The 26,719-nt window shown below is 41.6% G+C and carries 25 protein-coding genes; 20 read left to right on the top strand and 5 right to left on the bottom strand.

Annotation, left to right across the window (positions count from 1 at the left end; genetic code table 11):
• Positions 1 to 23 precede the first annotated feature (23 nt).
• On the top strand, positions 24 to 500 hold the full coding sequence (locus OQX61_RS07705) for a DUF6702 family protein (protein WP_265841071.1): 477 nt from the start codon (positions 24 to 26) through the stop codon (positions 498 to 500).
• Positions 501 to 948: 448 nt separating this feature from the next.
• Here the strand turns inward: OQX61_RS07705 and OQX61_RS07710 are convergent, their stop codons facing one another.
• Positions 949 to 2,001, bottom strand: coding sequence for a hypothetical protein (locus tag OQX61_RS07710; RefSeq protein WP_265841072.1), 1,053 nt, complete (start codon positions 1,999 to 2,001; stop codon positions 949 to 951).
• Between the two features lie 196 nt (positions 2,002 to 2,197).
• On the opposite strand from OQX61_RS07710, the gene OQX61_RS07715 reads away from it, so the two are divergent.
• From OQX61_RS07715 to OQX61_RS07740, 6 genes are all read left to right on the top strand, one after another.
• Positions 2,198 to 4,474, top strand: a complete 2,277-nt coding sequence (locus OQX61_RS07715) for a TonB-dependent receptor (protein WP_265841073.1) — start codon at positions 2,198 to 2,200, stop codon at positions 4,472 to 4,474.
• Between the two features lie 22 nt (positions 4,475 to 4,496).
• Complete coding sequence (locus tag OQX61_RS07720) at positions 4,497 to 5,918, top strand: HmuY family protein (RefSeq protein WP_265841075.1); 1,422 nt, start codon at positions 4,497 to 4,499, stop codon at positions 5,916 to 5,918.
• An 86-nt stretch (positions 5,919 to 6,004) separates the two neighbouring features.
• Entirely contained in the window at positions 6,005 to 6,865 is an 861-nt protein-coding gene (locus OQX61_RS07725) for an ABC transporter substrate-binding protein (protein WP_265841076.1), read from the top strand.
• 53 nt (positions 6,866 to 6,918) lie between these two features.
• The gene (locus OQX61_RS07730; RefSeq protein ID WP_265841077.1) at positions 6,919 to 7,908 is read left to right on the top strand and encodes an iron ABC transporter permease; all 990 of its coding nucleotides are present in this window, start codon (positions 6,919 to 6,921) and stop codon (positions 7,906 to 7,908) included.
• Complete coding sequence (locus OQX61_RS07735) at positions 7,909 to 8,691, top strand: heme ABC transporter ATP-binding protein (protein WP_265841078.1); 783 nt, start codon at positions 7,909 to 7,911, stop codon at positions 8,689 to 8,691. It abuts the gene before it with no gap.
• Positions 8,692 to 8,696: 5 nt separating this feature from the next.
• Positions 8,697 to 9,725 (top strand): ChuX/HutX family heme-like substrate-binding protein, encoded by a 1,029-nt coding sequence (locus tag OQX61_RS07740; RefSeq protein WP_265841079.1) that lies wholly within the window; start codon positions 8,697 to 8,699, stop codon positions 9,723 to 9,725.
• Between the two features lie 104 nt (positions 9,726 to 9,829).
• On the opposite strand, the gene OQX61_RS07745 is transcribed toward OQX61_RS07740, so the two are convergent.
• Genes OQX61_RS07745 through OQX61_RS07755 form a run of 3 tightly spaced genes read right to left on the bottom strand, consistent with a single transcriptional unit; the run spans position 9,830 to position 12,214 of the window.
• On the bottom strand, positions 9,830 to 10,717 hold the full coding sequence (locus OQX61_RS07745) for a class I SAM-dependent methyltransferase (protein ID WP_265841081.1): 888 nt from the start codon (positions 10,715 to 10,717) through the stop codon (positions 9,830 to 9,832).
• 13 nt (positions 10,718 to 10,730) lie between these two features.
• A complete protein-coding gene (locus OQX61_RS07750) occupies positions 10,731 to 11,483 on the bottom strand; it encodes an ATP-binding cassette domain-containing protein (RefSeq protein WP_265841082.1) in 753 nt (250 codons plus the stop codon).
• Positions 11,480 to 12,214 carry an ABC transporter permease gene (locus OQX61_RS07755; protein ID WP_265841083.1) on the bottom strand — a complete coding sequence of 245 codons (735 nt, stop codon included), beginning with the start codon at positions 12,212 to 12,214 and terminating at the stop codon, positions 11,480 to 11,482. Before OQX61_RS07755 ends, OQX61_RS07750 begins: the two co-directional genes overlap by 4 nt.
• A 185-nt stretch (positions 12,215 to 12,399) precedes the next feature.
• Here OQX61_RS07755 and OQX61_RS07760 point away from each other — a divergent pair, with 185 nt between their 5' ends.
• From OQX61_RS07760 to OQX61_RS07785, 6 genes are all read left to right on the top strand, one after another.
• Complete coding sequence (locus tag OQX61_RS07760; protein WP_265841084.1) at positions 12,400 to 13,089, top strand: SDR family oxidoreductase; 690 nt, start codon at positions 12,400 to 12,402, stop codon at positions 13,087 to 13,089.
• A 33-nt stretch (positions 13,090 to 13,122) separates the two neighbouring features.
• Positions 13,123 to 13,929 (top strand): PspC domain-containing protein, encoded by an 807-nt coding sequence (locus tag OQX61_RS07765; protein WP_265841085.1) that lies wholly within the window; start codon positions 13,123 to 13,125, stop codon positions 13,927 to 13,929.
• A gap of 37 nt (positions 13,930 to 13,966) precedes the next feature.
• Positions 13,967 to 14,920 (top strand): DUF5668 domain-containing protein, encoded by a 954-nt coding sequence (locus OQX61_RS07770; RefSeq protein ID WP_265841086.1) that lies wholly within the window; start codon positions 13,967 to 13,969, stop codon positions 14,918 to 14,920.
• A gap of 55 nt (positions 14,921 to 14,975) precedes the next feature.
• Positions 14,976 to 15,596 carry an RDD family protein gene (locus OQX61_RS07775; protein WP_265841087.1) on the top strand — a complete coding sequence of 207 codons (621 nt, stop codon included), beginning with the start codon at positions 14,976 to 14,978 and terminating at the stop codon, positions 15,594 to 15,596.
• Between the two features lie 63 nt (positions 15,597 to 15,659).
• Positions 15,660 to 17,627 (top strand): (E)-4-hydroxy-3-methylbut-2-enyl-diphosphate synthase, encoded by a 1,968-nt coding sequence (ispG, locus tag OQX61_RS07780; protein WP_265841088.1) that lies wholly within the window; start codon positions 15,660 to 15,662, stop codon positions 17,625 to 17,627.
• Positions 17,628 to 17,683: 56 nt separating this feature from the next.
• Entirely contained in the window at positions 17,684 to 18,199 is a 516-nt protein-coding gene (locus OQX61_RS07785; RefSeq protein ID WP_322973551.1) for a DUF2911 domain-containing protein, read from the top strand.
• Between the two features lie 187 nt (positions 18,200 to 18,386).
• On the opposite strand, the gene OQX61_RS07790 is transcribed toward OQX61_RS07785, so the two are convergent.
• Positions 18,387 to 19,214, bottom strand: a complete 828-nt coding sequence (locus OQX61_RS07790; protein WP_265841089.1) for an alpha/beta fold hydrolase — start codon at positions 19,212 to 19,214, stop codon at positions 18,387 to 18,389.
• A 173-nt stretch (positions 19,215 to 19,387) separates the two neighbouring features.
• Between OQX61_RS07790 and hemA the strand changes: the two genes are divergently transcribed.
• The 7 genes from hemA to OQX61_RS07825 are packed head-to-tail and all read left to right on the top strand — an operon-like array spanning position 19,388 to position 26,711.
• Positions 19,388 to 20,614 (top strand): glutamyl-tRNA reductase, encoded by a 1,227-nt coding sequence (hemA, locus tag OQX61_RS07795; protein WP_265841090.1) that lies wholly within the window; start codon positions 19,388 to 19,390, stop codon positions 20,612 to 20,614.
• Positions 20,615 to 20,638: 24 nt separating this feature from the next.
• Complete coding sequence (gene hemC, locus OQX61_RS07800) at positions 20,639 to 22,219, top strand: hydroxymethylbilane synthase (protein WP_265841091.1); 1,581 nt, start codon at positions 20,639 to 20,641, stop codon at positions 22,217 to 22,219.
• A 16-nt stretch (positions 22,220 to 22,235) separates the two neighbouring features.
• The gene (hemB, locus tag OQX61_RS07805) at positions 22,236 to 23,204 is read left to right on the top strand and encodes a porphobilinogen synthase (RefSeq protein WP_265841092.1); all 969 of its coding nucleotides are present in this window, start codon (positions 22,236 to 22,238) and stop codon (positions 23,202 to 23,204) included.
• 11 nt (positions 23,205 to 23,215) lie between these two features.
• Positions 23,216 to 24,589 carry a glutamate-1-semialdehyde 2,1-aminomutase gene (gene hemL / locus OQX61_RS07810; protein WP_265841093.1) on the top strand — a complete coding sequence of 458 codons (1,374 nt, stop codon included), beginning with the start codon at positions 23,216 to 23,218 and terminating at the stop codon, positions 24,587 to 24,589.
• 30 nt (positions 24,590 to 24,619) lie between these two features.
• Positions 24,620 to 25,486, top strand: a complete 867-nt coding sequence (locus tag OQX61_RS07815) for a HAMP domain-containing sensor histidine kinase (protein ID WP_265841094.1) — start codon at positions 24,620 to 24,622, stop codon at positions 25,484 to 25,486.
• Between the two features lie 5 nt (positions 25,487 to 25,491).
• Entirely contained in the window at positions 25,492 to 26,196 is a 705-nt protein-coding gene (locus tag OQX61_RS07820; protein WP_015809248.1) for a response regulator transcription factor, read from the top strand.
• Positions 26,196 to 26,711, top strand: coding sequence for a hypothetical protein (locus tag OQX61_RS07825; RefSeq protein WP_265841095.1), 516 nt, complete (start codon positions 26,196 to 26,198; stop codon positions 26,709 to 26,711). Before OQX61_RS07820 ends, OQX61_RS07825 begins: the two co-directional genes overlap by 1 nt.
• Positions 26,712 to 26,719 lie beyond the last annotated feature (8 nt).

The raw sequence follows: 26,719 nt of genomic DNA on the forward strand, positions 1-26,719 counted from the left end.
ATTTCAGGTCATCCAGGCCATCTATGTTACATATTCTACTGATTTATCTGCTGCCCATCTTTCACCCATTTTATGTGAGTGTAACGGAAATTACACAAGATCCTAAGACTAAAACAGTACAAGTCAGCGTGCGTGTTTTCTTTGATGATTTTGAAAAAGCACTGGATCATCAGTATAAGGAAAGGGTCAATATTCTCAAACCTGCAGATCGGAAAAAGGTGGATTTGCGCATTGCGGATTACCTGAAAAAGCATTTGCAAATTAAAGTCAATCAGCAGCCGGTCGTATTTAAATATCTCGGCTATGAGATTGAAGAAGATGCCGCCTGGTGTTACTTTGAAACAGCAGCGTTGCCAGCCATCAAAAATATCGAAATTAAAAATGATGTGCTGTTTGCCGAGCACGAATCTCAATCCAATATGATCCACGTAACGGTAAACGGCAAAAGGAAAAGCACCAAGCTTGATAACCCTAAAAATTCAGTAAGCCTGGTGTTTTAGATCCGGCTGAGCTTATGGTTTCACATTTCAGGAAGTTTAACACTTGCTTGTTAACCATAGGTTAATGAGCAAGTGTTCGGTTATTGTCTTTTTTTTACCCTGTTCTTCTGTTGCTGTTTTTTTGCTTTTGTTTTGCTCAAACAAAATCAAAGCAAAAGAAGAGCAAAACAAAAGCAAAACAAAAGCAAAACAGATAGCGGGTTCTTATCGGATTTTGGACCTCGATATTCAAGCATTATTAGGGAGGATTTTCAATTATCGGGAGCAGCTAAGCCTGGGTTTTCGTGTTCTCTTTCTGGATTCAGGAAAATTCAACTAGAAAAGGATGTTTCTTCTGAAAGGGTTTTTGTTGATTAATAAGATAATCAGGACGATTGGGATATGAAGCGCATAAAAAAAGGAGGTCTATATAGACCTCCTTTAAAAAAATATTAGGGTAGCAATGCTATTATTGGTACTGGATATACATTGGTACTGGTTTCAGTTTCAACAACTCTTCCGGAGTCATCAATCTGTTTGGTGCTTTTTTCAAATCATTTTTATAGAACAATTTGAATCCGGTAAACTGAACCGGCTCAGGGAAAATAAAGTGACGGTAAGTTCCGATTTTAAGATCTGGTTCACCCCATCCATCCATGTGCATAACCACCTGAACTTCCGGACGAAGTTTAATGTTTTTGTAATTCGTAACCATTTTACGGGTGAAACGGTGTACTACAAATACTTTAGGAGGAAGGTTGTTCGTTTTAACCAGCTTAGCCAGGTAATCCGTACAGTAGTTAATATCAGCAGCATCATAAGTACCGATTCTTTTTCCCGGCTTGCTACCGTCTTTCATCGAGAACTCAGGGTCAATACCTAAATGCACCTGTGGCATTTTCAGGTATTTTTCTAATCTTGGTAATTCCTTTTGAATGGTGCTTAAACCTACTTGTATATCTAAAAATACAATTGCATTCTGCATTTTAGCAATTTTCAATACCGAGTCAATTTGTTTATCGCCCATGCGGTTGATGTACATTCCGTCTTTTCCTGGTGTACCACTCGCTACAGAAGCAATGTAGTGTACTCCCGGCTGAACAGGTGTGCTCGGATCTGCTTTTTCCCAATGTTTCACTTCCTTGTTTAGACGGCTCCACATTTCTTTAGGTGCATATTCCCCTAAAGCACCCATTTTTTTAGAGTGAAGGTTACCGTAATAAACCACAATACGCTTAAATGGTAATATTGCACCAGCTAGTGGGTAAGGACCTTTTCTTCCTGCCCAGTTACCTGTAGTATCACCATTGGCCATTTTTTTCACTAAAGCATCATATTTTGCAGTATCTACCGGTACACGTACTGTTCCTACTTCCGGTTCCGGAGTAGTTACCGTATCGCCGGTGGCAGTTACAGTCGTCGACTTATCATTCGTTTTCTTTGCGTCAGAAGTGCAGCTGATGAATACACCTAGCGATGCCATTCCAATCAAAACTCTTCCTGCTAATTGAGGTATTTTCATATAAGGGTAATTGTTTTTTAAAGATAAATATAGTTACAAGTATAACACTCTTTAAAGTAATAAAAAAGCAGTTTCATAAAGGAAAGCGCTATTGTTGTTAATCTTTATTAGAATTATTCTAAATAATATTTGGAATAATTCTAAATAAGTCCTTATACTTGCAGCACTATTTGAAATCATTCTAAATAATCAAACAATGACACGATTGCTGCTGCTACCTATTTTGCTCTTTATTTCCGTAATCACGGCTAATGCACAGGAAAAAGGTGGATTTATCTCCGGAACTGTAAATACAGCAGATGGCAGACCAGCGGCAAATGTGTTGGTATTCATTAAAGGGCAAAAGGGGATTGCTTACAGCACAGCCGAAGGAAACTTTAAAATATTTTCACCTGAGGGGGAACAAACGCTGATTTTTCAATCGGTTACCAAAAAACAAATAGAAACGCCCTTGAAAGTTGTGGCGAATCAGGAACAGAACCTTCCGGCCATACGTCTGAAAGAAAATGCTTACGAACTCAATGAAGTCGTGATTACCGGACAATACGAACCTCAGTCCTTACGTAATTCTGTTTATAATGTGCGGACGATTAGTAGTGAAATGATCCGTCTTCGCGGGGCTACCGAGCTGAAAAGTATATTAAACACGGAATTGGGCATTCGCTTCTCCACAGATAGACCAACCGGAATTAGTACCCCTGAATTGATGGGCGTTTCCGGTGCAGGTATTAAAATACTGATAGATGGCGTTCCGATGATGGATCGTGGAGTAGAAAAAGAGAGCCTCGGACAAATTGATGTAAACACCGTAGAACGGATCGAAATTGTAGAAGGACCGATGTCGGTGATATACGGTACAGATGCCATGGCCGGGGTGATCAATATCATTACCAAAAGAGGCGGACGGGACCGGTTCTCGGTAACGGCAAGGGTTCAGGAAGAAAGCGCAGGAAAAGAATATAATGCCTTTGATGGCAAAGGAACACATAACGAATTTATTGGATTCAACTGGCAGAAAAACGGATGGCATGCTGCTGCTTCCGGTAGCCGTAATAATTTTGGCGGATGGCAGGGGCTAAAAACCGGTCGTGAGCAAGAATGGTTGCCTAAAAATCAGTGGCTGACTTCGGCAGCTGCCGGATATAAAAATGGGAAATTAGAGATATGGTACCGTTTCAATGGTGCCGATGAAAGCTTAAAGCTCTTAGGACCGGTCAGTAATTCGCCTAAAGTATCAGATAAAGAGTACATTTCTAAACGTTGGTTTCACCAGTTGCAGGGATCATTATTTGTAAATGATAAGCTGAGCATAGATGCGGCTGCCGCTTATACGGATTATAGTCGCCGGACATTGTCTACAGATCTGGACCTGGCGACAGGCAAAGAAACCTTATCTACAGAGCTGGCTTCACAGGATCTGGATGAGTTAAGTACCCTGTTTTTTAGAAGTACAGTTCAATATAAAATATCACCGGAACTGACCTTGCAGCCAGGTATTGAATTCAATAGGAATTCCGGACAGGGTGGCAGGATAACCGGCTCACCGGTGATCAATGATTATTCATTTTTCCTATCCACACAATGGCAGATAAATGAGGCGATTCAATTGAAACCTGGTTTCAGGCTGACTAAAAACTCGATATACGATGCGCCACCGGTTATTCCTTCCTTACATACTAAAATCAAACTGAATAAAGACCTTGACCTGCGCCTTTCTTATGCCAGAGGGTTTAGAGCACCGATGTTGAGAGAGCTGTATTTTTATATGAAAGACAGCAATCATGATCTGAAAGGAAACCTCGATCTGAAAGCAGAATATTCGAATAGCTACCATGGATCACTTTCCCTGGCCGTAAAATCGACGCCGGAATTACGAGTAAATACGATGGTCAGTGGTTTTTTCAACGACTATAAAAACAAGATTGATTTAGGCCTGGTAGAAGGCACAACTAATGTAAATACTTACCTCAATATCGCTAAAAACAAAACTCTGGGCGGCGAGTGGACCAATTCCCTATACTGGAAAGGTTTACAAGCAAGTTTAGGCTTTGCTTATATCGGACAATACAATATGTATTCGGAAGAAAAGGATGAATTAGGGAGCACACCGAAATTTGTATGGACGCCGGAAATTAATTCCAACATCTCTTATCTGGTGCCAAAAATTAATACCAATGTGAGCTTATTCTACAAATTTACAGGGGAGAAATCCGCTTATATCCTGAGTCAGAATGCGGAAGGTACTACTGCCAGGTTAAGTAAAATGGCTGCTTACCATATCGCAGACCTGACCCTAAATAAAACCATTAACAAATACCTGAGCATCAATGGAGGAGTAAGAAACCTGCTGGATGTAACCAGAGTCCGCACCACCGGTGTGGAGGCAGGCGCCCATGTTAGCGATGGCAGCAATCCATTTGGCTATGGCCGTTCTTATTTCCTGGGTTTAACCATGAGCTGGGCTAAAAAGTAATCAATTATAAAATCAAAATATTATGAAAAAAGTTCTCCATTTCCTCTTTATGATCACGATGATAGCAACGGCAACGTCCTGCAAAAAATCAGATCCGCCAATGCCAGACAATACCATCAATTTTGAAGCGGCAAAGCAGGGGCTTGAAGCATCTGCAGCAGAAGCGGTACTGAAAATAAATTTGGCAAGAGCCACAGATGTTGCCGTAGCGGTAACCGTTAACCTTCAGGGAACCGGCTTAACTTACGGAACGGAATATACCACTGAACCTGCAGCAACAGGAAATACCCTAACATTGAGCATCCCTGCCGGTGGAACAACTGCTTCTTTTAAAGTGAAAAAAGTAGCCAATGCAGTGATCAATGGTACAGAAACTATTGCCTTTAACATTAGCGCTGCCGGAAGTCCGCTGGTCATGGGAAGCACCCTGAAAACAGAGTTGACTTTCTCTTCGATTACTTCTGAAGGATCACAATTGACGCTAAAAGGGATTTTTGGAACGGAAGCCGGAAGTAGCGCTTTAAATACGGTGTACGTAGATTTAAGCAGCAACTCACTGGTCAATGTAAAAAGAGATGCCTGGGTACTTGGTTTTTCTTCGGGAACTGATTTCCGCGTAAGACTGAACAATACCAACGGTACCTCAGCGATTCAGCTTGCCGGTAAATCAGATTTGAATGCGGTAACGGCATCAGATGTGGTATTGGATGATCTGGCCATTGCTCTGGGAGTTTCAGAATCCCCTACAGTGCATCCTTTTGTAAATATTGACAACGTTTATGGCGATGTAACTAAAGATGTTATTGCCAGTGTTTCTGCTACTGATGCAGACAATAAAGTATTTATCGTTAATCCTTCTGGTGGTAGCCATACTTCAGTGTTGTCATTAGACAATTTATTGAAAATCCGCATCTTGAGAAAAGGAGCTGGCTATACTTTACAGTATGCTAAACTGAAAGAAACGACTTTCAAAACGATCGACCTGGTTAAAGATGCAGCAAACAACTTTGTGTTTGTAAACTTTAGCGATGTGGCAAGCGTATTGAATGTAGAGCCTGCAAAGGCGAAATGGGATCTGGCCTGGACCTGGTCTATCTACTATGGTGCAGCAGGAGGAACTACTTATCCTTATGGATTCTCTGATATTGTTTTTGTTAACAATCTGGGTGGTGCTCAGGCAGCACAGGTAGCTACAACTACAGTTTCTTATGCTAATTATAAGGAGAGTGATATCGCTGCAACAAGTTTCAAAGCAGATCGTAATGTGATTGGTTCAGACTGGCGCTCTACCAGTCCGGCAACAGGAGTTAAAGCGGATCGTTTTTATGTGATTAAAGACGCTTCCGGAAATGTATATAAACTGAAGTTCATCTCAATGGGTGCTGGTGATGGCGGTAAACGCGGTGAGCCTGTGATTGAGTATGCACTCGTTAAGAAGGGCTAAAATTTGGTTAGTTTAGGTTGTAGGAAGCTTCCGGTGGATGCCGGAAGCTCATCCTTTTTCCTGCTGCTGATTTAAAAAACAAAGACATGAAATACAAACTAATTATTTTGTTTTGCGGGGTAATGGCACTTAATGCCTGTAATGCCGGCGCAGACAAAAACACAACCGATCAACAGCTGGATAGTGTCAAAATTGTTTCCCTCAACGGGACGATTTCTGAGATTGTTGCCGGTCTTGGTCTGGAGAAAAATATTGTAGGGACAGATATTACCAGCAATTACCCGGAGAGCCTGAGAAGCAAGCCTAAAGTAGGACACAACCGGAGAATTAACGCAGAAGGTGTGTTATCCCTACAACCAAATATCGTAGTGGGCATGGCTAAAGAAATGAGTCCACAGCTGGCTACGCAGTTTAAAGCAGCAGGAATCCGCTTGATTCTTTTTGATCAGGATTTTACTGCGGAAGGAACGAAAAAGCTGATTCATGCAGTGGCGGATAGTCTTCAGCATACGGCTAAAGCAGATTCACTGGCTAAAGCTTTTGAAACACAGTTGGCAGAAGCACAGGCGCATGTCAACAATTCTAAAAAGCCTAAAGTGTTGTTTATTTATGCGCGTGGTACCGGAACCATGATGGTTGGCGGTACAGGTACACCCGTAGAAAAAGTGATTGAAATGGCTGGCGGTGTTAATGCCATTACGGAATTTGAAGAATACAAACCTTTAACTTCTGAAGCATTGGTGAAAGCAAACCCTGATGTGTTGTTGCTATTTGATGATGGATTAGAAAGTTTAGGTGGTGTTTCCGGATTATTGGAAGTACAGGGTGTAGCCCAAACCAATGCAGGGAAAAATAAAAGAGTGGTGACTATGCCCGGAGAAATGCTGACCAGTTTTGGTCCGCGATTAGGTCAGGCAGTAACTTCATTAGCAGAAAAGATAAAGTGATCAAAAAAACAGGATATATCCTTTTATGTTTAACCATCGTTTTGATTTTAACGATGGTTATTTCGTCTTGTGTGGGGGCGGTGCCCATTAGTTTTTCAGAGTTGATGTCCATCATTGCCTATCATACCGGTTTATCCGGACAACAGAATTTTGAGTCTCAGCAGGCAGCAGTGTTTTTAAACCTGCGCTTGCCAAGGGTAATTTTGGGCGTATTGATTGGGGCCGCACTCGGAATTTCCGGTGCAGCGATTCAAGGGCTTTTCAGGAACCCATTGGCGGAACCCGGATTAATTGGTATTTCTTCCGGAGCCACGCTATTTGCGGTGGTCATGATCGTACTGGAAACCAAAATATTTAAGGAATTAACCGGTGTGCTTGGTTTTTATGCTTTATCGATTGCCGCATTTATTGGCGCAGGATTAACCACGATGTTGGTTTATCGCATTGCAATGAGAAACGGGAAAACCATTATCACCACTTTACTTTTAGGTGGTATAGCCATCAATGCGATGGCAGGGGCTTTTACCGGTTTGTTAACTTATATGGCTACGGATGCACAGCTCCGCAACATTACGTTCTGGAGTCTGGGGAGTTTAGGCGGTGCCAGCTGGCCAACAGTAACGGCATTATTGCCTTTCGTATTGATTCCGGTAATTGGCTTGCCTTTTTTAGCTAAATCTCTAAATGCGCTGGCATTGGGAGAAGCACAGGCCATGCACATGGGTATAAATGTGAAAGTGGTCAAAAGACTGGTCATTTGTCTGGCCACGATGGCTGTTGGTGCTTCGGTGGCAGTAGCAGGGATGATCGCCTTTATCGGATTGATTATTCCACATATTTTAAGGATGACTTTTACTGCCGACCATCGGTTGGTGGTTCCGGGTTCTGCATTGCTGGGTGCAGCGTTGTTAACCCTGGCAGATTTAATTGCAAGAACAGTAGTGGCACCGGCAGAATTGCCAATTGGCATATTAACGGCCATGATTGGTGCCCCTGTATTTATATATATCATCATTACGGAAAGAAATAAAACGAACCTATAAATGATCAAGGTAAGAGAACTGAGTTTTAAGGTAGGAGAGAAGAAATTGTTGGATGGCTTGAGCTTTGACGCCCATAAAGGGGAGTTGCTGGCGATATTAGGGGCCAACGGCGCTGGGAAAAGTACATTGATGAAATTGCTTTGCCGCGAGATCCGCCCTTCTGCCGGAACAATTACCATCCAGGGTAAAGCACTAGCAGATTATCGCCTCGAAGATCTGGCGAAAACACGTGCGGTATTGTCGCAACACAATACATTGTCGGTTTCTTTTCAGGTGAATGAGCTGGTTTTAATGGGTCGCTATCCTCATTTTAAGCAAAAGCCTACCGAAGATGATTTTAGGATTGTCCGTGAGGCGATGGAAGAAACAGGTATCAGCCACCTGGCTTCCAGAGATTACAATACGCTTTCCGGTGGGGAGCAGCAAAGGGTGCAGCTGGCCAGGGTGATCGCGCAGATTTATGATAGTCCCGATGCCTGTTTGTTCTTAGATGAACCTACGAATGGCTTAGATTTATTATACCAGCAACAGATTATGGAGCTGGCCAGGAAACTGGCAGACCGCGGTTATTGTGTGGTTTGTATTTTACACGATATTAATTTTGCCTCCCGTTTTGCAGATCGCATCATGATGCTGAAACAGGGAAAAAAGGTGGCCGAAGGCTTACCAATAGAAGTGATCAACTGTGAAAATATACACGAAACTTTCAGTATAAAAGTAAAACTGATGGAATGTGAAGGTTATAACTGTCCGCTGGTTGTACCAGCAACGATATTAAAGTAAGAATTATGGAAAATTCATTAGATTTAAAACAGCAATGGGAAGCTTTCAAATTAGAAAATCCTAAACTAAGAATCAGAGATGCAGCCAGAGCATTAGGTACTGCCGAAGCAGCTTTAGTGGCAACTACAGTGGGGAATACTGCCATCCGCTTAAAGGATGAGTTTCCTGAAATCCTGCAAGGGGTAGAAGCTTTAGGGAAAGTAATGGCTTTAACGCGTAATGACAATTGCGTTCATGAGCGTAAAGGAGTTTATCATAAGGTTACTTTCCGCGGATCTATGGGCCTTGCTGTAAATCCTGATATTGACCTGAGGTTATTCATGAGCCAATGGGCATCCGGCTTTGCCGTAAATGAAAACAATAGAAAAAGCTTACAGTTCTTTGGTAAAGACGGAGAAGCGGTGCATAAGATTTATCTGACGGAAGATAGTCTGGAAGCTGCTTATGAAGAGTTAGTTGCTAAATATACTGCGGATGATCAGAAAGCGCCATTAGAAATTGCTGCGGCAAAAGTTGCGGCAACAGAAGTTGCTGATGAAGAAGTAGCAGTGGAAAGCTTCCAGAAGTCATGGCTGGCTTTAGAGGATACACATGATTTTCATGGTCTTTTGAGGACCTATGCTTTGAGCAGAACACAAGCCCTTCGTTTGGCTCCTGAAGGACATGCCTTCTCTATCACTCCGGATTCTTTGAAAGCGATTTTACACAAAGCCTCAGAAACGGACTTGCCGGTTATGGTATTTACAAGTAGTGCCGGATGTATTCAGATTCACACCGGACTGGTTAAAAAACAAGTGGAAACAGGTCCATGGTTCAATGTGCTTGATCCGGATTTCAACCTGCATTTAAGAACAGATGCCATTGCTTCGGTATGGTTGGTTAAAAAGCCTACAAAAGATGGCATTGTAACCAGTATAGAAGTTTTTGATGATAAAGGGGAGATTATCGTTCAGTTTTTCGGAAAGCGTAAGCCAGGGATTCCTGAAGATGAGAACTGGAGATTTATTGCGAATGAACTGGCTGTAGTCAGCTAAAAAATCTACTACCCTCCATAATTGATTGCCTGGGTTTAGGTGTGTTTAAAGCGTCGGATTAGGCCCCGACGCTTTGTTTTTTATAGCTGATGGTATTTGCTTACTTATTTACCGAAGTGATTAAACTTTCCGAATACACCCAATGGTAATTTAATACCAGAGGTAGCTTGTAAATACAGTTCTCCGGTCTCCAGGTTTTGAACCTGTGGGAAAGAAGTTTTGATCAGGTTTTCTACAATCACAGAAGAGAATCCTAAAGAGTAAGTGTTTAAGATTAAGAAGTGTTCTTCTTCATCCAATAATTGCACTACATCCTGCATCATCTCCTGAATATGGTCTTCCAGTTTCCACTTTTCTCCATTTGGTCCATGACCAAAAGCTGGTGGATCTAAGATAATACCATTGTATTTTTTACCGCGTTTCAGTTCTCTTTTTACAAACTTCAAGGCATCTTCTACTACCCAGCGTACATCTTTAAGGTTGGAAAGTTCCTGGTTTTCGTTGGCCCAGTTCACTACCTGTTTGATAGAATCTACGTGCGTAGTGTCTGCACCTGCCGCTTTCGCGATCAATGATGCTGCACCGGTATAAGCGAAAAGGTTAAGTACTTTAGGTGTTGGTGTTTTAAACTTTTTAACGCAGGAAGAGATATAGTCCCAGTTTACTGCCTGCTCAGGGAATACGCCAACGTGTTTGAAGGAAGTTAAACCTAAACGCAGGTTAATACTTACATCGTCGTTTTTATAATTCACATTCCAGCGGTCAGGCAGGTGTGCAGAGCTTTTTGTCCATTCGCCGGTTGTTGCCGAGCGACCTTTGAACCTGATATGGGTTAATTTTTTCCATTCTTGCTCAGACATCATCTTTTTCCATACAGCCTGAGGTTCAGGTCTGCATAAAATCAGGTTTCCAAAGCGTTCTAATTTTTCAAAATCACCACAATCAATCAACTCGTAATCTTTCCAGTGTGTTGGTGTTAACAGGCTTATCATAAAAATATGGGTATTAAAATTTGTCTTTTGCAGCTTTCATAAAGCGGCTGGCAAAAACAAAATCATTTAGTTCTTGAATGTCAGTATGGGCGATCTCTTTGTTGGATCCTTCCCAGAATTTTTTTCCTTCGTGTAAGAAAAGAATGTAATCTCCAATTCCCATTACGGAGTTCATATCGTGTGTTACGACGATGGTAGTGGTATTGTATTCTTCGGTTAGCTCTTTAATCAGCTCATCAATTACGATGGATGTTTTTGGATCTAAACCAGAGTTTGGCTCATCGACGAACAGATACTTAGGGTTCATGGCGATGGCACGGGCAATACCCACCCGTTTTTTCATTCCTCCGGAAAGTTCCGCAGGGAATAATTTGTTTTTATCAGTGAGGTTTACCCTTTCCAGACAGAAGTTTACACGGTCCAGTTTTTCGGAACGCCCCTGATCGGTGAACATATTTAAAGGAAACATGATGTTTTCTTCTACCGTCATGGAGTCAAAAAGTGCTGATCCCTGGAAGAGCATCCCGATTTCTTTTCTGATCTCTATCTTTTCCTCAAAGTTCATGGCGGTGAACTCGCGTCCATCATATTCTACACTTCCTTTTTCAGGATGGTGTAAGCCAATCATACATTTTAATAAGGTGGTTTTTCCGGAACCGGAACCGCCAATGATCAGGTTGGTTACTCCAGGCTTAAATATCCCTGAAATCCCTTTTAAAACCTCATTATCGCCGAATGATTTGTAAATATCTTTGATCTCGATCATAGTAATAACTGGGTTACGATGTAATCACATGCCAGAATAGTAATACAACTTACTACTACCGCTCTTGTACTTGCCTGTGCTACTTCCAATGCACCGCCTTTTACATAAAAACCTTCATATGCAGGAACCGAAGTAATGATGAAACCGAATACAAAAGCTTTAACCAGGGCTACTACAATGGTATAAGGGTTGAAGTCGGTTGTGATACCCTGAATATATTCAGCTGCAGAAACTGCTCCTGATAAAGTACCACCAATAAATCCACCACCGATACTCAATACCATAGAAATGATCACCAATAGGGGAACCATGGTAATTCCGGCAAGGATCTTTGGTAAGATCAGGTATCCCGGAGAGTTGATGCCCATAATTTCTAAAGCGTCAATCTGCTCACTTACACGCATGGTACCAATCTCTGAAGAGATGGCAGAGCCGATTTTTCCCGCCAGTACAATTGCAGTAATGGTTGGACTTAATTCCAGAATACTGGAGTCTCTGTTTACAGAACCGATAATAGTTTTAGGGATAAAATCGTTAACCAGCTGAAAGGCAATCTGCAAGGTCATTACCGCACCAATAAAGGTGGAGATGATAGAAATCAAGCCGAGTGAACCTACGCCGATAAAGTCCATTTGTTTGAAGATGGCCTTCATATATATGCTTAACTTCTCCGGCTTTCTGAATACGGCCTTTAATAAGAGTATGTATCTGCCAAAATTGGTGAAATTCATTTAATGAAAAATTAGCTATGGTAATAATGCAATATTACTACAAAGAAACAACAAAAATTGTTGGGTCATTGCTTTATTTATTAAATAAATATTTCGTTTACTGCTTGTTTTTGCCACGTTTAGGTGTGGATATGGCTATATACTATAGGGCATTTTATGTAATATTGCTGACAAATTTAGAGGAGATGAATGCTGTAATTACCGGAGCCACCAAAGGAATTGGAAGGGCTATTGCCATTAAACTGGCTGAAAACGGATATAATCTTGCCATTTGCGCAAGAAATGCCGTTGAATTGGAGGCTTTTACAGCCGAATTGAGTTATACCGGAGTTTCTGTTTTTACTTATGTTGCCGATCTGGGGAACAAAGCGGAAGTTGCTGCGTTTTGTAATGCGGTAAGCCAGGCGTATTCCGGTATCGCTGTTTTGGTGAACAATGCCGGGACGTATTTACCGGGTTTAATGCTGGATGAAGCAGATGATGCCTTCGAGAAACAGTTGAATCTGAACCTGTTGGCTCCTTATTATCTTTCTAAATACTTTGGTAAAATCATGCGTAATCAGCAGTCAGGGCATATTTTTAACATTTGCTCGGTAGCTAGTAAAGAAATCATACCAAATGCCGGTGGGTATTGTGTAACTAAATCAGCCTTGCTAAGTCTTAATGATGTATACCGGGAGGAGTTATCGAAATACAATGTTAAAGTGACGGCAATTTTGCCAGGTTCCACCTTAACATCTTCATGGGAAGGGACAGAAATTCCCGCGGAGCGTTTTGTACAACCGGAAGATATTGCCGGTACCATACATACTATTTTAAACCTGAGTGCTGGTGTAAACGTTGATGAAGTAACCTTAAAACCGTTACAGTTTTAAAGAAAAAATAAATAAGAAAAGGAGGATATAATTATGGACAAGCGATTATTTAGAAATGAACACGATAAAGTTTTAGCAGGTGTTTCCTCAGGAATTGCGGAGTATATGGAGGTGGATGTAACTATTATCAGACTATTGTTTGTGCTTTCTACTATATTTTTGGTAGGCACAGGGGTATTGGTTTACATTGTGATGTGGATTGTTGTTCCTGTAAATAATGATCCGACATTGCGGTTCTCCAAATTCAACGACTTTTTCAAAGGGCAGCCAAACAATCCGTTTGGTACACCGGGGAGTGCTTCGCAGGCACAGCCGAAACCAGAAAATACTGGTTCTGCTGGCAGCAGCTGGACTTCATCTACTATTAATGAAGATCCTTTTAAAGCAAGCCCTAAAATGGAGGACTTTACCAAGCCCTTCTCTAAAACAAATAATGAAACAGGCAGAACAGTAGGTGGTTTATTCCTGCTGGTTATCGGGATTTACTTCCTGATGAATGAATTTAACATCATTCCGTTCTGGTTTAGTCTGGGTAAATTATGGCCATTGGTCTTTGTTGCGATTGGTGCGAGTTTCATCATGAAAGGCAAAAATAAAACTGCCTGGGACAATTGGAAAGAGCAGCAGGGTGATGGTTTTGGGAACGCGGCAAATCCGGTAACACCCGTTACTCCGGTTACAACGGTTGATCCCGTTGATGCTGTTGACCCGACCGTAGCTACTGAGGGTATTGTGACTCCATCAACTGATGATGTTAGTCAAACAGGCCCTTCGATACCAGGTACCGGGACTGAAGGAACTGTGCCACCTGCAGACGACAGGTTTACTAAACGTGATTAATTAAAGGTATAGCTATTCATTATAAAAATATAGATAGATGAAAACAGATAGAATAATGTGGGGTATCGTACTGTTGTTTATCGGCGGTGTATTACTTCTGGAGAACTTTCATATTATTGATTTTTACTGGCGGAATGTGATCCGTTTCTGGCCGATCTTCCTGATCATTGCAGGAGTAAATATCCTATTTAGCAGAAGCAAATCGCAGGTAGGTGGCATGGTTTCCATAGGCGTTCTGGTGATCACTTTATCGATGTTATTCGTGAAAGGGCAGCAGAGACCAGAAAATGGTCGTAATTGGATCGGAGATCAGCTTTCTGAAGAAATGAATACGGATGATCACAGCGATTCCAGTGACAGAGGTTATGATGAGTTGAATTTCTCTGAGGCTTATGATGAAGCGCTGAATAAGAAAGTAGTATTCAATATCTCCGGTGGAGGAACTTCCTTTGAGCTAAAAGGAGAAACGGACAGCTTGTTGCAGGCGCATGTAGAGAAAAAAGCAGGGGAGTTCTCCTTAACTAAAAGCACTACAGATAGCACTACTGCAGTTACTTTCAAAATGAAGGGTAAGTCGGGCTGGTCGATGAATGAAGGCGGCAATGATGTTGATTTTCATTTGAATAAAAACCCGGAATGGGAGATGCACATGAATATGGGTGCGGGAGAAGTAGATTTCGACCTGAGCGAGTACAAAGTGCGTACGTTCAATTTTGATGGCGGTGCTGCGGCATTGGATATCAAGCTTGGAAGTAGATTACCGATCACGGATGTGAATGTGAAAACGGGAATCGCGGATGTTAAAATTAATATCCCTACAGAATCGGGTTGTAGAATAAAAACTAAAACCGGACTTTCTGCCAAAGATTTCACCGGATTCACAAAAATGAAAGACGGGACTTATGAAACGCCGAATTACAGTACTTCAACTAACAAGATTTTCATTAATTTTGATGGTGGACTGAGCAGTTTTGAAGTCTCACGTTACTAGTTATGAATTCAGGGATGGTCATGATACCATGGCCATCAGCTTAAAATTATAAAGCATGGAAAACGGGGTTAGCCCAAAATATACCGTTGTGATCAATGGAAAGCCAACGGGACCTTATCCTTTAGACCAGCTGAAAACGTTATCCATCCTTCCGGGAACATTTGTAAGGAAGCCTGGAATGGATGATTATAAAGAAGCTCACGAGTTCCCGGAACTGCGTGAGCTTCTTGGTTTTACTTATCATCAGACCGCACCACAGTATTTTGCCTCTTTTGACCAAAGGCTGCTGGCCAGCGTAATTGATTATTTCCTGATTACTTTGTGCTATGCGCTTTTAGTGCTGCTGGGCTTTATTTTCATTACGGAAAAGACAGAGCGGATTGCAGCAATTGTTATCGGTCTGCCGCTGATTCCCCTGGCTAAATTTTTCTATGGTAGCATCGCCGAGGCCGGTATTAAACAGGCAACCATTGGTAAGGCTCTGCTGAATATCCGGGTCACAGATATGGAAGGCAACCGGATCAGTCTGGGGAATTCCTTTGGCCGGAATGCAGCCAAAGCTTTATCGGTACTTCCGGTTTTCTTTGGTTATCTATATAGTTTCCTCAACAGGAAACAGCAATGTTTTCATGACCTGATTGCAGAGACCCTTGTGATCAAGGAAAGACTGATTTAATCAACATAATCTTTATCTTTGCCAGATATTTACATCGCAAGCTGATGTTCTTATCTTAAATTGATGGAAGAAGTAATTGTTCAAAAAGAGTTAATAGGTGGGTATTGCAATAGTTTAACCCAATATTCAAGGTTTCTAACGCGTGAAGTGAACATCGGTGATGTGCCTATGGGCGGATTAAATCCAATCCGGATTCAGTCGATGACCACTACCGATACCATGGACACCATTGGTACCGTTGAACAAACCATTCGCATGGTAAACTCTGGTTGCGAATACGTACGTATTACTGCACCCAGCATCAAAGAGGCAGAAAACCTGGCCAACATCAAAAAAGAATTGCGTTACCGTGGATACAATGTGCCTTTGGTTGCCGATATCCATTTTACACCTAATGCCGCAGAATCTGCCGCAAGAATTGTAGAAAAGGTAAGGGTAAACCCGGGGAATTACGCCGATAAGAAGAAATTTGAAAGTATAGAATACACTCAGCAAGCCTATCAGGCAGAGCTGGACCGCATCTATAAGAAATTCGTCCCTTTGGTGAAAATCTGTAAAGAGTATGGTACTGCCATGAGAATCGGGACCAATCACGGCTCCTTATCGGATCGTATCATGAGCCATTATGGCGATACCCCGAGGGGAATGGTAGAATCAGCAATGGAGTTTATCCGCATGTGTGAAGACCAGAATTACTATAACCTGGTGATCTCGATGAAAGCGAGCAATACGCAGGTAATGGTACAGGCTTATCGTTTGCTGGTAGAAACCATGGTTAAAGAGGGGATGAACTATCCTTTACACCTCGGTGTAACAGAAGCTGGCGACGGGGAAGATGGCAGGATTAAATCGGCTGTCGGCATTGGTACCTTGCTGGAAGATGGTTTAGGAGATACCATTCGTGTTTCCCTGACGGAAGATCCTGAATTTGAAGCACCGGTTGCTAAAGCAATGGCATTGCGCTATGAAAAAAGAGCTTTACAAACTGATTCAACGCCTGATAGAGAACAGATCGCCATCAAAAACCTGCCTTACCAACCCTATGAGTACAACCGCAGAATTACTGCTCCTGTACAACATATCGGTGGGCATCACCATCCGATCGTGATGTTGGATGTATCTAAAGAAAACTTAAAAGATCCTTACTTTTTAACTTCAGTAGGTTATAAATATAGTGCCGGACTGGATAAATACAATATGGCTGATCAGGCCTGCGACCTGGTTTATCTGGGTGATGCGCTTCCTTCGTTTTCATTTCCGGGAAACCTGAAGCAGATCTATAACTACCAGACCTGGTTAAATCTAAAAGATAAAAACAACAGTCATCCTTTGATGAGCTACGCAGAATACCATGCTGCAGTAGTAAAAGATGCACAATTAAACTTAGTAAGTGTTGATGCCAATGAAGCCATAGACTTGTCGCTGTTAAAAGACAAGGACAATGTAGTACTGGTATTGGAAACTACTGCCGGACATGGTATGGCTGCACAACGTGCTTTCTTTATCCGCTTGCTGAACGATAAAATTCAGCTTCCGGTAATTATCAAAAGAAACTATCCTGACCTGAATGCAGACGACTTCATGTTGTACGCTGCAACAGATCTTGGTGCCCTTTTTACCGACGGCCTGGGCGACGGGACCTGGATCAGTGCTGCTGATCAGGTTGGCCTTGCACTGGTAAACTCTACCAGCTTTGGTATTTTACAAGCTACCCGTACCCGCATCTCTAAAACAGAATATATCTCTTGCCCTAGCTGCGGACGTACTTTGTTCGACTTGCAGGAAACTACTCAATTGATCAGATCCCGTACCGATCATTTGAAAGGTATCAAGATTGGTATTATGGGCTGTATCGTAAACGGTCCCGGCGAAATGGCCGATGCTGATTACGGCTATGTAGGTACCGGTCCCGGAAAAATCACACTATACCGTGGTAAAGAAGTAGTAAAGAAAAATGTAAATGCAGACCGTGCCCTCGATGATTTAATCGACCTGATTAAAGAAGATGGCAAATGGGTCTATGTAAGTTAATTGTTGCTCTTCATTCTTTAAATTTTCATCATCTTAGTTGGATCAAAACCCAAAAGATGATGAAAAGAAATACATTATTAGCATTAACCCTGTTTATGGGGTTCTTTACCCTGACAGCAACTGCTCAGGAGAAGAAGAAAGCGAGTCCACCGGCAAACGTTAAAGAAACCATTAACTCTGGTGCAACGATTACCATTGATTATAGTCAGCCTTCAGTAAAAGGCAGGAAAATCGGTGAAGAAATTGCCCCTTATGGTAAAGTATGGCGCACCGGAGCCAATGATGCCACTACTTTTGAAGTCAGCAAAGACGTAAAAGTAGAAGGTAAAGCACTTCCTGCAGGAAAATACAGTGTGTACACCATCCCCGGAGAAAAAGAATGGACCATTATCTTCAATAAAACATGGAAACAATGGGGAACAAAATACGCCGAAGCAGATGATGCTTTACGTGTGACTGTAAAACCTGAAAAATCTCCGGTATTAACAGAACAGATGACTTTCAAAATCGAAAAATCTGGTAAAGTAACCTTGCTATGGGGAGATAAATCAGTTTCCTTCCGTGTAAAATAAAAAAGAATACACCAAAATAGATACTAGTTAGTCAAAACAAGGTTCAGTATAATCGGACTGTTGTTAAGAAAAAAAAAGAGACAGGTGAAGGAAAAGGCCTTGGAATTTTGCCCCCTTCAGGGCAAAGGTTCCAGCCTTTGAGTCATCTATCTCTTTTTTTGTTTCTGTCCCTTTTTTAGCCTCAATGCTATTCATCCTGCTTCAAAAACTCCAGGCTCTTATCACACACTTCCTTTAAATGTTTTGGCAGTTGTGTTTCCTGATACGGGTGACTGGCGCCAAAAACATGATTTGCCCCTTCAATTTTATGAATCTCCGCTTTTAACTGCTTTTGTGCCAACTCCTGTGCCACGCTGAATTTGACATTAATGTCTTCATCACCATGTAAGATCAACCATGGGATAGTAACCCGCCCTGCGGCATGAATAATGTCAAATGCTTCCTTATTTTCCTTAAAATCCGTTAATAAAGTACTATTCAACGGCATTTTTTCTTTTGTCCGGGCATTTTCCACATAAATCTTCCCTGTCTTCATCCAGTCCTCTTCCTGCTCCGCTTTCCATAAGCTGGAGAAATCTGAAACGGCAGCCCAGGTGATGAGCTTAGTAATCCTGGGATCCTGTGCAGCCTGTATCACGACTAATCCACCACCTCTGCTATGGCCAATCAGGTAGATCTTTTCCGGATGATAACTCTGCTCCGCAAAATTGATAACGGAGTTTAAATCCGCCAGTTCCATGCTGATTGTATTGGCCGCAAAAGCTTCCATATCTGTCACATCTTTTGGGTTTTCCGGACTAACTCCGCTGTGCGACAGGTTAAATTTGAGATAAGGATACCCGTTTTGGGCGAAATATCGTGCAACCAACTGATGTGCACCCCAATCTTTAAACCCTTTAAAGCCGTGAACAAAAATTATAATGGCTGATTTTGACTGCTTATCATCAATTGTGTAATCTCCAATTATAGGCTTTCCTAAGGACCCTGTTATGGTAAATTGCTCGTTTTTAATCATGTAGCTGTGTTTTCTTTGTGTATAACCTCTATAACAAATTTAAGGAAAAGATGTTTCTACCTTCCTGCTCTATTTGGAATCGTTTTAAATAGCTCTTAATTACTCCATAATGACAGTGAAATAAGCTTCGGTTGTTACTTTTGTTACACTAAAAAAAAACAGAATACGACATTTTGGAATATTTAAAAATCATTGCTTTTACGCATAAACATATTGACCTGAAAGCATTGGGTAAATTGGTGATATGTGAGCAGACATTAGACGACAGATTGAGGAACATTCAATCGGAGTTAGATGTTAAAGAAATATTCTACATCGGAACCTGCAACAGGGTGGAATTTGTGTTTACTTCTGCCCATCATCTGGACAAAGCCTATATTACACGTTTCCTTACGGTATTGAATATGGGGTTGCCTGAAGAGTACATGGACAAGTTTGTAGAAAACGTTGTTGTGTATGAACAAGGGGCAGCTTTTAATCATTTATTGCGTACTTCCTGCTCTTTAGAGAGTTTGGTAGTAGGGGAGAAAGAAATTCTTGCTCAGGTACGAAAAGCTTATGAAGCTTGCCGTGTAGCAGGATTTACTGCGGATTATATGCGCATGATTATGAACAGGGTAGTGAAGACAGCGAAAGAGGTGTACACACACACCAATATTTCGAAAAACCCGGTTTCTATCGTATCTCTGGCTTACCGCAAATTGCGCGATCTTAAGATGTGCGCCAATTCAAGGCTCCTGATTATCGGTGCCGGTGAGACCAACAAAAATATTGCACAGTATCTTAAAAAACATAAGTACTCCAATTTCTCGGTTTTCAACAGAACGTTAGCAAATGCTGAGGTATTGGCTAAAGAATTAAATGGTACAGCGTATCCGCTGTCCGAACTGGAAAACTTCAACCAGGGATTTGATGCCATCATCACCTGTACAGGTGCAACTGAGCCCATCATTACCAAAGAAATCTATACAAAACTTCTAAATGGGGAAACTGGCAAAAAGGTAATTGTCGATTTAGCAGTTCCTAATGATACCGCTCCGGAAGTGGTAGCAGAGTTCCCTATCCATTTTATAGAAGTCGAATCTCTTAAAGAGATTGCACGCAAAAATATTCAGGAACGTTATGATGAGCTGGTGAATGCCGAGCACATCATAGAAGAAAATATCAAAGACTTTGAATTGGTATTACGTCAACGCAAGATAGAGATTGCAATGAGTAGTGTTCCTCAGAAAATCAAGGAAATTAAGCATACTGCTATCAATGGTGTCTTTGCCGAGGAGATCAGCAGTCTTGATGAAAACTCAAGACTGGTATTGGAAAAAGTGATGAATTACATGGAAAAAAAGTGTATCAGCATTCCAATGGTTATGGCAAAGGAGATATTGGTAAAGAATAGCTAGATTTGCCCAAAAATTATCATTAACGTGAAAAGACTTATTATTGGTACGCGAGGTAGCGACCTGGCTTTATGGCAAGCCAATTTTATTAAAGACAGACTTGCAGAAATTGGGGCCGAGGCCGAACTAAAGATCATCAAAACTCAAGGAGACAAAATTCTAAACCTTAGGCTGGATAAGCTGGAGGGTAAAGGTTTTTTCACCAAAGAGCTGGAAGAAGAACTTTTAGGTGGTACCATTGATATAGCCGTACACTCCCATAAAGATTTGCCAACTACACATCCTGCTGGTTTAACCATTGCGGCGGTAACAGAGCGTGAGGATCCCTCAGAGCTGTTATTGATCCTGAAAGATTGTGTAGACATCAAACAAAAGCTTTCCCTGAAAAAGGGAGCTATGGTGGGTACTTCTTCCAACAGACGTAAGGCACAAATGCTTTCCCTGCGTTCTGACCTGAACATTGAAGATTTAAGAGGTAATGTGCCTACGAGAATTCAAAAGTTGAGGGATGAGGATTATGATGCGATTTTGCTGGCTAAAGCTGGTGTGAACCGTTTAAACATAGACCTTTCAGAATTTCATGTGGAAGTAGTAGATACAACGGAATTAGTTCCGGCGCCTGCACAAGGTGCTTTAGCCATCCAGATCAGAGAAAATGATACGGAACTGGCTGAGTTGCTGAAACAATTAAATCATCAGGAAACGATAGACGCCATCGGTGTGGAACGTAAGGTGTTAAACCTTTTTGAAGGTGGTTGCCACATGCCTTTAGGATGTTACTGTAAAAAAGAAAATGATCAGTATGAAATCTGGACTTCCAAAGCGGAGACTGATGAGCATTTCCCTGACCGTTTCTTTTGTCGTGTAGATAGCCTGGAAGGTGTAGCTGAACAGATTGTCGCTAAATTTAGTCCGGATAGAAAATTACCTTCAAAGGTGTTTATCTCCAGAGAAATCGGCGAGCATAGTTATTTTAGAAAAGCATTAGAAAAGCATAAGATAGATATTGAAGGCAGATCATTGATCCGTACGTTCCCTATTGTAACAGTATTGGATCCATTTTACCTGAAACACATCAACTGGATTTTCTTTACCAGTCGCAATAGCGTGGAGTATTTCTTCGCATTGAAACCATTCTTATCTAAACATGCGAAGTTCGCAGTAGCAGGTAGGGGTTCTGAAGATTCATTGAGAAAAGCCGGTCATTTGGCAGACTTTGTTGGTGAAGGTGGTGATATTGAAGAAGTAGCTGAAGATTTCGCCAAATTGGTAGCAGGACAAACTGTATTGTTCCCAAGAGCACAGGATTCATTGCAGACCATACAAAAAGCGTTAACACCGGATACGAAAGTGGTGGATCTGCCAATTTATGAGACTGTAATTGAAGAAGATGTAGACCAGACTTATGCGGAAGTGCTGATTTTTACCAGCCCTTCTAATGTTGATGCTTACTTTGTAGAAAACTTATTAGAACCGGGACAGCGCGTAATTGCCATCGGAAACTCTACGGGAAAGAAATTTGATGAGATGGGTGTAACCTATACTCAGCCTTATTCTCCTGATGAGATCGGATTGGCGGAAGCAGTATTCGGAATAGATATAAAATAATAAAAGTAAATTTAATATGGTGCACCGTCCGCGTAGATTGAGAAAGAATCCTTTAGTGAGGGAAATGGTAGCTGAAACAAGGTTATCTAAAGACATGTTCATTTATCCGTACTTCATTGTACCGGGGAAAAATGTAATTCATCCTTTAGAAGCAATGCCGGGCATCAGCCATTTTTCTGAAGATACTTTATTGAAGGATGTGGAGAAAGGATTGAAACTTGGTGTGAACAAAATCATGCTGTTTGGTGTTGGTGATGAGAAATCAGACGATGCAGCATCAGCTTATCATGATCATTCCCTGGTTCCTTCGGCAGTTCGCCTGTTAAAGAAAAACTTTGGAGAAGATTTGTACGTAGTTACTGATGTTTGCGTTTGTTCTTATACCACTCATGGACATTGTGGGATTATGAAGGACGATTACGTTCAGAACGACCCTACAGTGGAGGTAATTGCTAAAATGGGACTGGCACATGCGGAAGCAGGTGCAGATATGCTGGCGCCATCAGATATGATGGATGGCAGGATTTCCGCAATGAGACATTTATTGGATGGACAAGGTTTTGTAAACACGGCGATCATGTCGCACGCTACAAAATTTGCTTCTGCTTATTACGGTCCTTTCCGTGAAGCGGCAGACTGTGCGCCGAGCAAGGGCGACAGAAAAGCTTATCAAATGGACTTTAGAAACGGTAACGAAGCGCTAAGAGAGGCGCTGCTGGATGAGAGTGAGGGCGCAGATGTACTGATGGTGAAGCCAGCTTTGGCTTACCTGGATGTGATGCATAACCTGAAACAACATACAGATTTGCCGATCGCTTGTTATAACGTGTCGGGAGAATATTCGATGGTGAAGGCTGCGGCGGAAAAAGGATGGATTGATGAGCAGAAAGTAGTGATGGAAACCATGCATGCCTTTGCGCGTGCCGGTGCAAGTATCATTACTACCTATCACATCAGGGATATGGTTGAAAAGAATTGGTTGTAAGTAAAAAAAATATGTTAGAATCTTTAAAAAAAATGTTTTCAGGAAATGAAGGCGAAGTGCCGGTGAATACTGGTAGTAAACCTGATATTTCGAGAGAAAAGTCGGCAGAACTGTATGAAAAAGCAAAGAATTATTTCCCTGGAGGGGTAAATTCTCCGGTGAGAGCTTTTAAATCAGTATATGGCACTCCTTTGTTTATTCAAAAAGGAGATGGCTGTTTCGTATGGGATGCCGATGGTAATCAATTTATAGATTTTTGCGGAAGCTGGGGTCCATTAATTTTGGGTCATAACAACGCTAAGGTTAGGGAAAAAGTAACGGAAGTCATGCAGAGTGGAATGAGCTTCGGCGCACCAACAGCATTGGAAAACGAGCTTGCAGAACTGATCATTAAAAACAACAGATTCGTAGAGAAAATCCGTTTCACCAGCTCAGGAACTGAGGCAGTAATGTCTGCAATCAGACTGGCGCGCGGTTATACCGGAAAAGATAAAATCATCAAATTTGAAGGTTGCTACCACGGTCATACCGATTCACTATTGGTAAAAGCAGGTTCAGGCCTGGTTACTTTCGGTGAAACTTCTTCTGCAGGTGTACCTAAATCATTCGCTCAGGAAACGATTGTGATTCCTTTGAATGATACTGAAGCGATTAAAGCGGCTTTCGAGCAGTTTAAAGGGGAAGTAGCTGCGGTAATTATTGAAGGTATTCCAGCAAATAACGGTTTGTTAATGCAGGATCCTGAATACATCAAATTCCTGGAGCAGATCTGTAAAGAAAACAATGCCCTGTTAATTTTTGATGAGGTGATCACCGGATTCAGAATCGGTTTTGAAGGTGCTGCTGCTTATTATGGGGTGAAACCTGATATCGTTACTTATGGTAAGATTATCGGTGGTGGATTACCTGTAGGCATGTACGGTGCTTCTGCTGAGATCATGGGACATATTTCTCCGGATGGTGGCGTTTATCAGGCAGGTACTTTATCGGGAAATCCGGTAGCCATGGCCGCTGGTATCGCACAGTTAACCGAATTAGTACGTTCAGGTTTCTACAAAGAATTAAACAATAAGGCGACAGAATTTGCAGAGAGCATCCAACGCTTTGCAACAGCCAGAAACTACAAGTTGAAAGTATTCCACGTAGGTTCTATCTTCTGGATGGCCTTTACAGATAAAGATAAAATCCAGTCGGCCGAAGATATTGATCCGGCAAGCATGGAGAAATTTAAACTGATGCACAGAGAATTGCTGAACAGAGGCATTTACTTAGGTCCTTCCGGATATGAAGTAGGTTTCGTTTCTGCAGCACATACTAAAATCGAGCTGGAGAAAGCTAAAAGAGCGATCTTCGACAGTCTTGATGTGGTTTTCAGAAATAAATAAATATATTTAGATAGTATAAAAACTGCTGTTTTGAAGAAATCAATCGTCATCTTTTATTTTATGTTACTGTACTCTTTAGTACAGTTGATCTCCTGGGGAGCATTGGTAGTAAGATTGGAGCCTGCCAGAATGGCCATGGTGATGGGGGAGGGATCTGTATTCCTTTTTCTACTGTGTGTAGGTGCCTATTTTTTACACCAGTCGATCAAAAAAGAAGACCGGTTAAGAGAACAGCAGCAGAATTTTTTACTTTCTGTAACGCATGAACTAAAATCGCCTTTGGCGGCCATTAAATTGTCTGTTCAAACGATCATTAAGCGCGACCTTGATAAAGCCAGACAAACTTCCTTACTGAACAATTCCCTAAAGGATATTGAGCGTCTGGACGACCTGGTAGAAAATATGTTATTGGCTACGAAAATTGAAAATGGCTCTTTATCTTTCCCGAAAGAAGAGTTTGATTTTTCAGAGCTGGTCAGCAAGGTAACGGATCGTCTGCAAATCCACTCCTGTGGTTGCGAGCAGGTGATTTCTGTAGCGATAACACCTGGTATTAAGGTAGTTGGAGATCAGTTTTCTTTATCCTCTGTGGTAACGAACCTGATTGAAAATGCTGTCAAATATTCAGGTCCATGTGCGGAAATAGATGTCGAATTGACAGTAAAGGACGGTCACCCGTTTTTAAAGGTCTCTGATAAGGGGCCTGGTATTCCAGATCAGGAAAAAATGTTGATTTTTGACAAATTTTATCGCGTCGGTAATGAGAATGTAAGAAAATCAAAAGGAACAGGATTAGGCCTGTTTATTGTTAAGGAAGTATTACAAATGCACGACGCTGATATTAGCGTTAGAGATAACGTACCGCAGGGTGCTATTTTTGAAATTACATTTAGTTGATCATTATGCAACAGAAACTAAGAATATTACTGGTCGAAGATGAAGACCACTTGTTAGATGCTATAAAATTAAACCTTGAACTGGAAGGCTATAAAGTTCATGCAGTAAAAGATGGTAAGACGGCTTTAAAAGTTTTTAAAGAAGAACGTTTTAACCTGATTATTCTGGATGTAATGCTTCCTGAAATGGACGGATTCCAGGTTTGTGAAACCATCAGATTAGAAAATACAGAAGTACCTATCCTTTTCCTAACGGCCAAAAACACGAGTGAAGACCGCGTAATGGGATTGAAAAAAGGCGCTGATGACTATCTGGTTAAACCTTTCAACTTAGAAGAACTGATTCTTAGAGTTGGTATTTTAGTGAAACGCAGCATGAAAGCTGATGACCTGAAAGAAATCAATTCTTATAAAATCGGTGATAAAACCATCTACTTCAACTCTTTCGAATTGAAACAGGATGATGGTGTTATTGTTCCTTTAACGAAGAAAGAAACGATGTTGCTGAAATTACTGATCGAACGTAAAAACGAAGCAGTATCCCGTGAGCAGATTCTGGAAACGGTATGGAACTATGATGTTTATCCCTCTACACGTACGATTGATAACTTTATCCTTACTTTCCGTAAGTATTTCGAGCCAGATCAGAAGAATCCGGTTTATTTCCATTCGATCAGAGGTGTAGGTTATAAATTCACAGATATCCATTAATGTATAATAATAAAGGCAGGTATGCCCTCATGGCACTCTTTGTGATTGCCGCGGGAGTGTGCCTTTTTTACGATCAAATTCAACTGGCTGTATTGGCCGGTTTTTTCTTTGCCTTTGTGATTTGGAGCCATTTCAAACACAGTTCGATATTACTGGCTTCTAAGTATTTTAAGAACGGAGATTACGAAAGGACAGAAAAGATACTTGCAGAGGTGCCCAATCCGGATCGGTTAGCCCGAAACAGAAGAGGATACTACGAATTTATGCGCGCCAATATTGCGCTTAAAAGAGAAGACTATGAAGCCGCCGAGCGTCATTTTCAAATCGCCAGTCGCTTTCCACTTGGTGGGAAGAACGACAAGGCTTTTGTCATGATCCACCTGGCCAATCTCGCCCTGCGGAAAAAAGATCTGGAGCGTACAAGGGCATACATTGAGCGGGCTAAAGAGCTGGCTACAACCCCAAGAGCGCAAGAGATCATTAGTAAAATTGAGCAAGAAGCAAATCGATTATAAACAAACAC

Source organism: Pedobacter sp. PLR, from assembly GCF_026239675.1.
GTDB lineage: Bacteria > Bacteroidota > Bacteroidia > Sphingobacteriales > Sphingobacteriaceae > Pedobacter.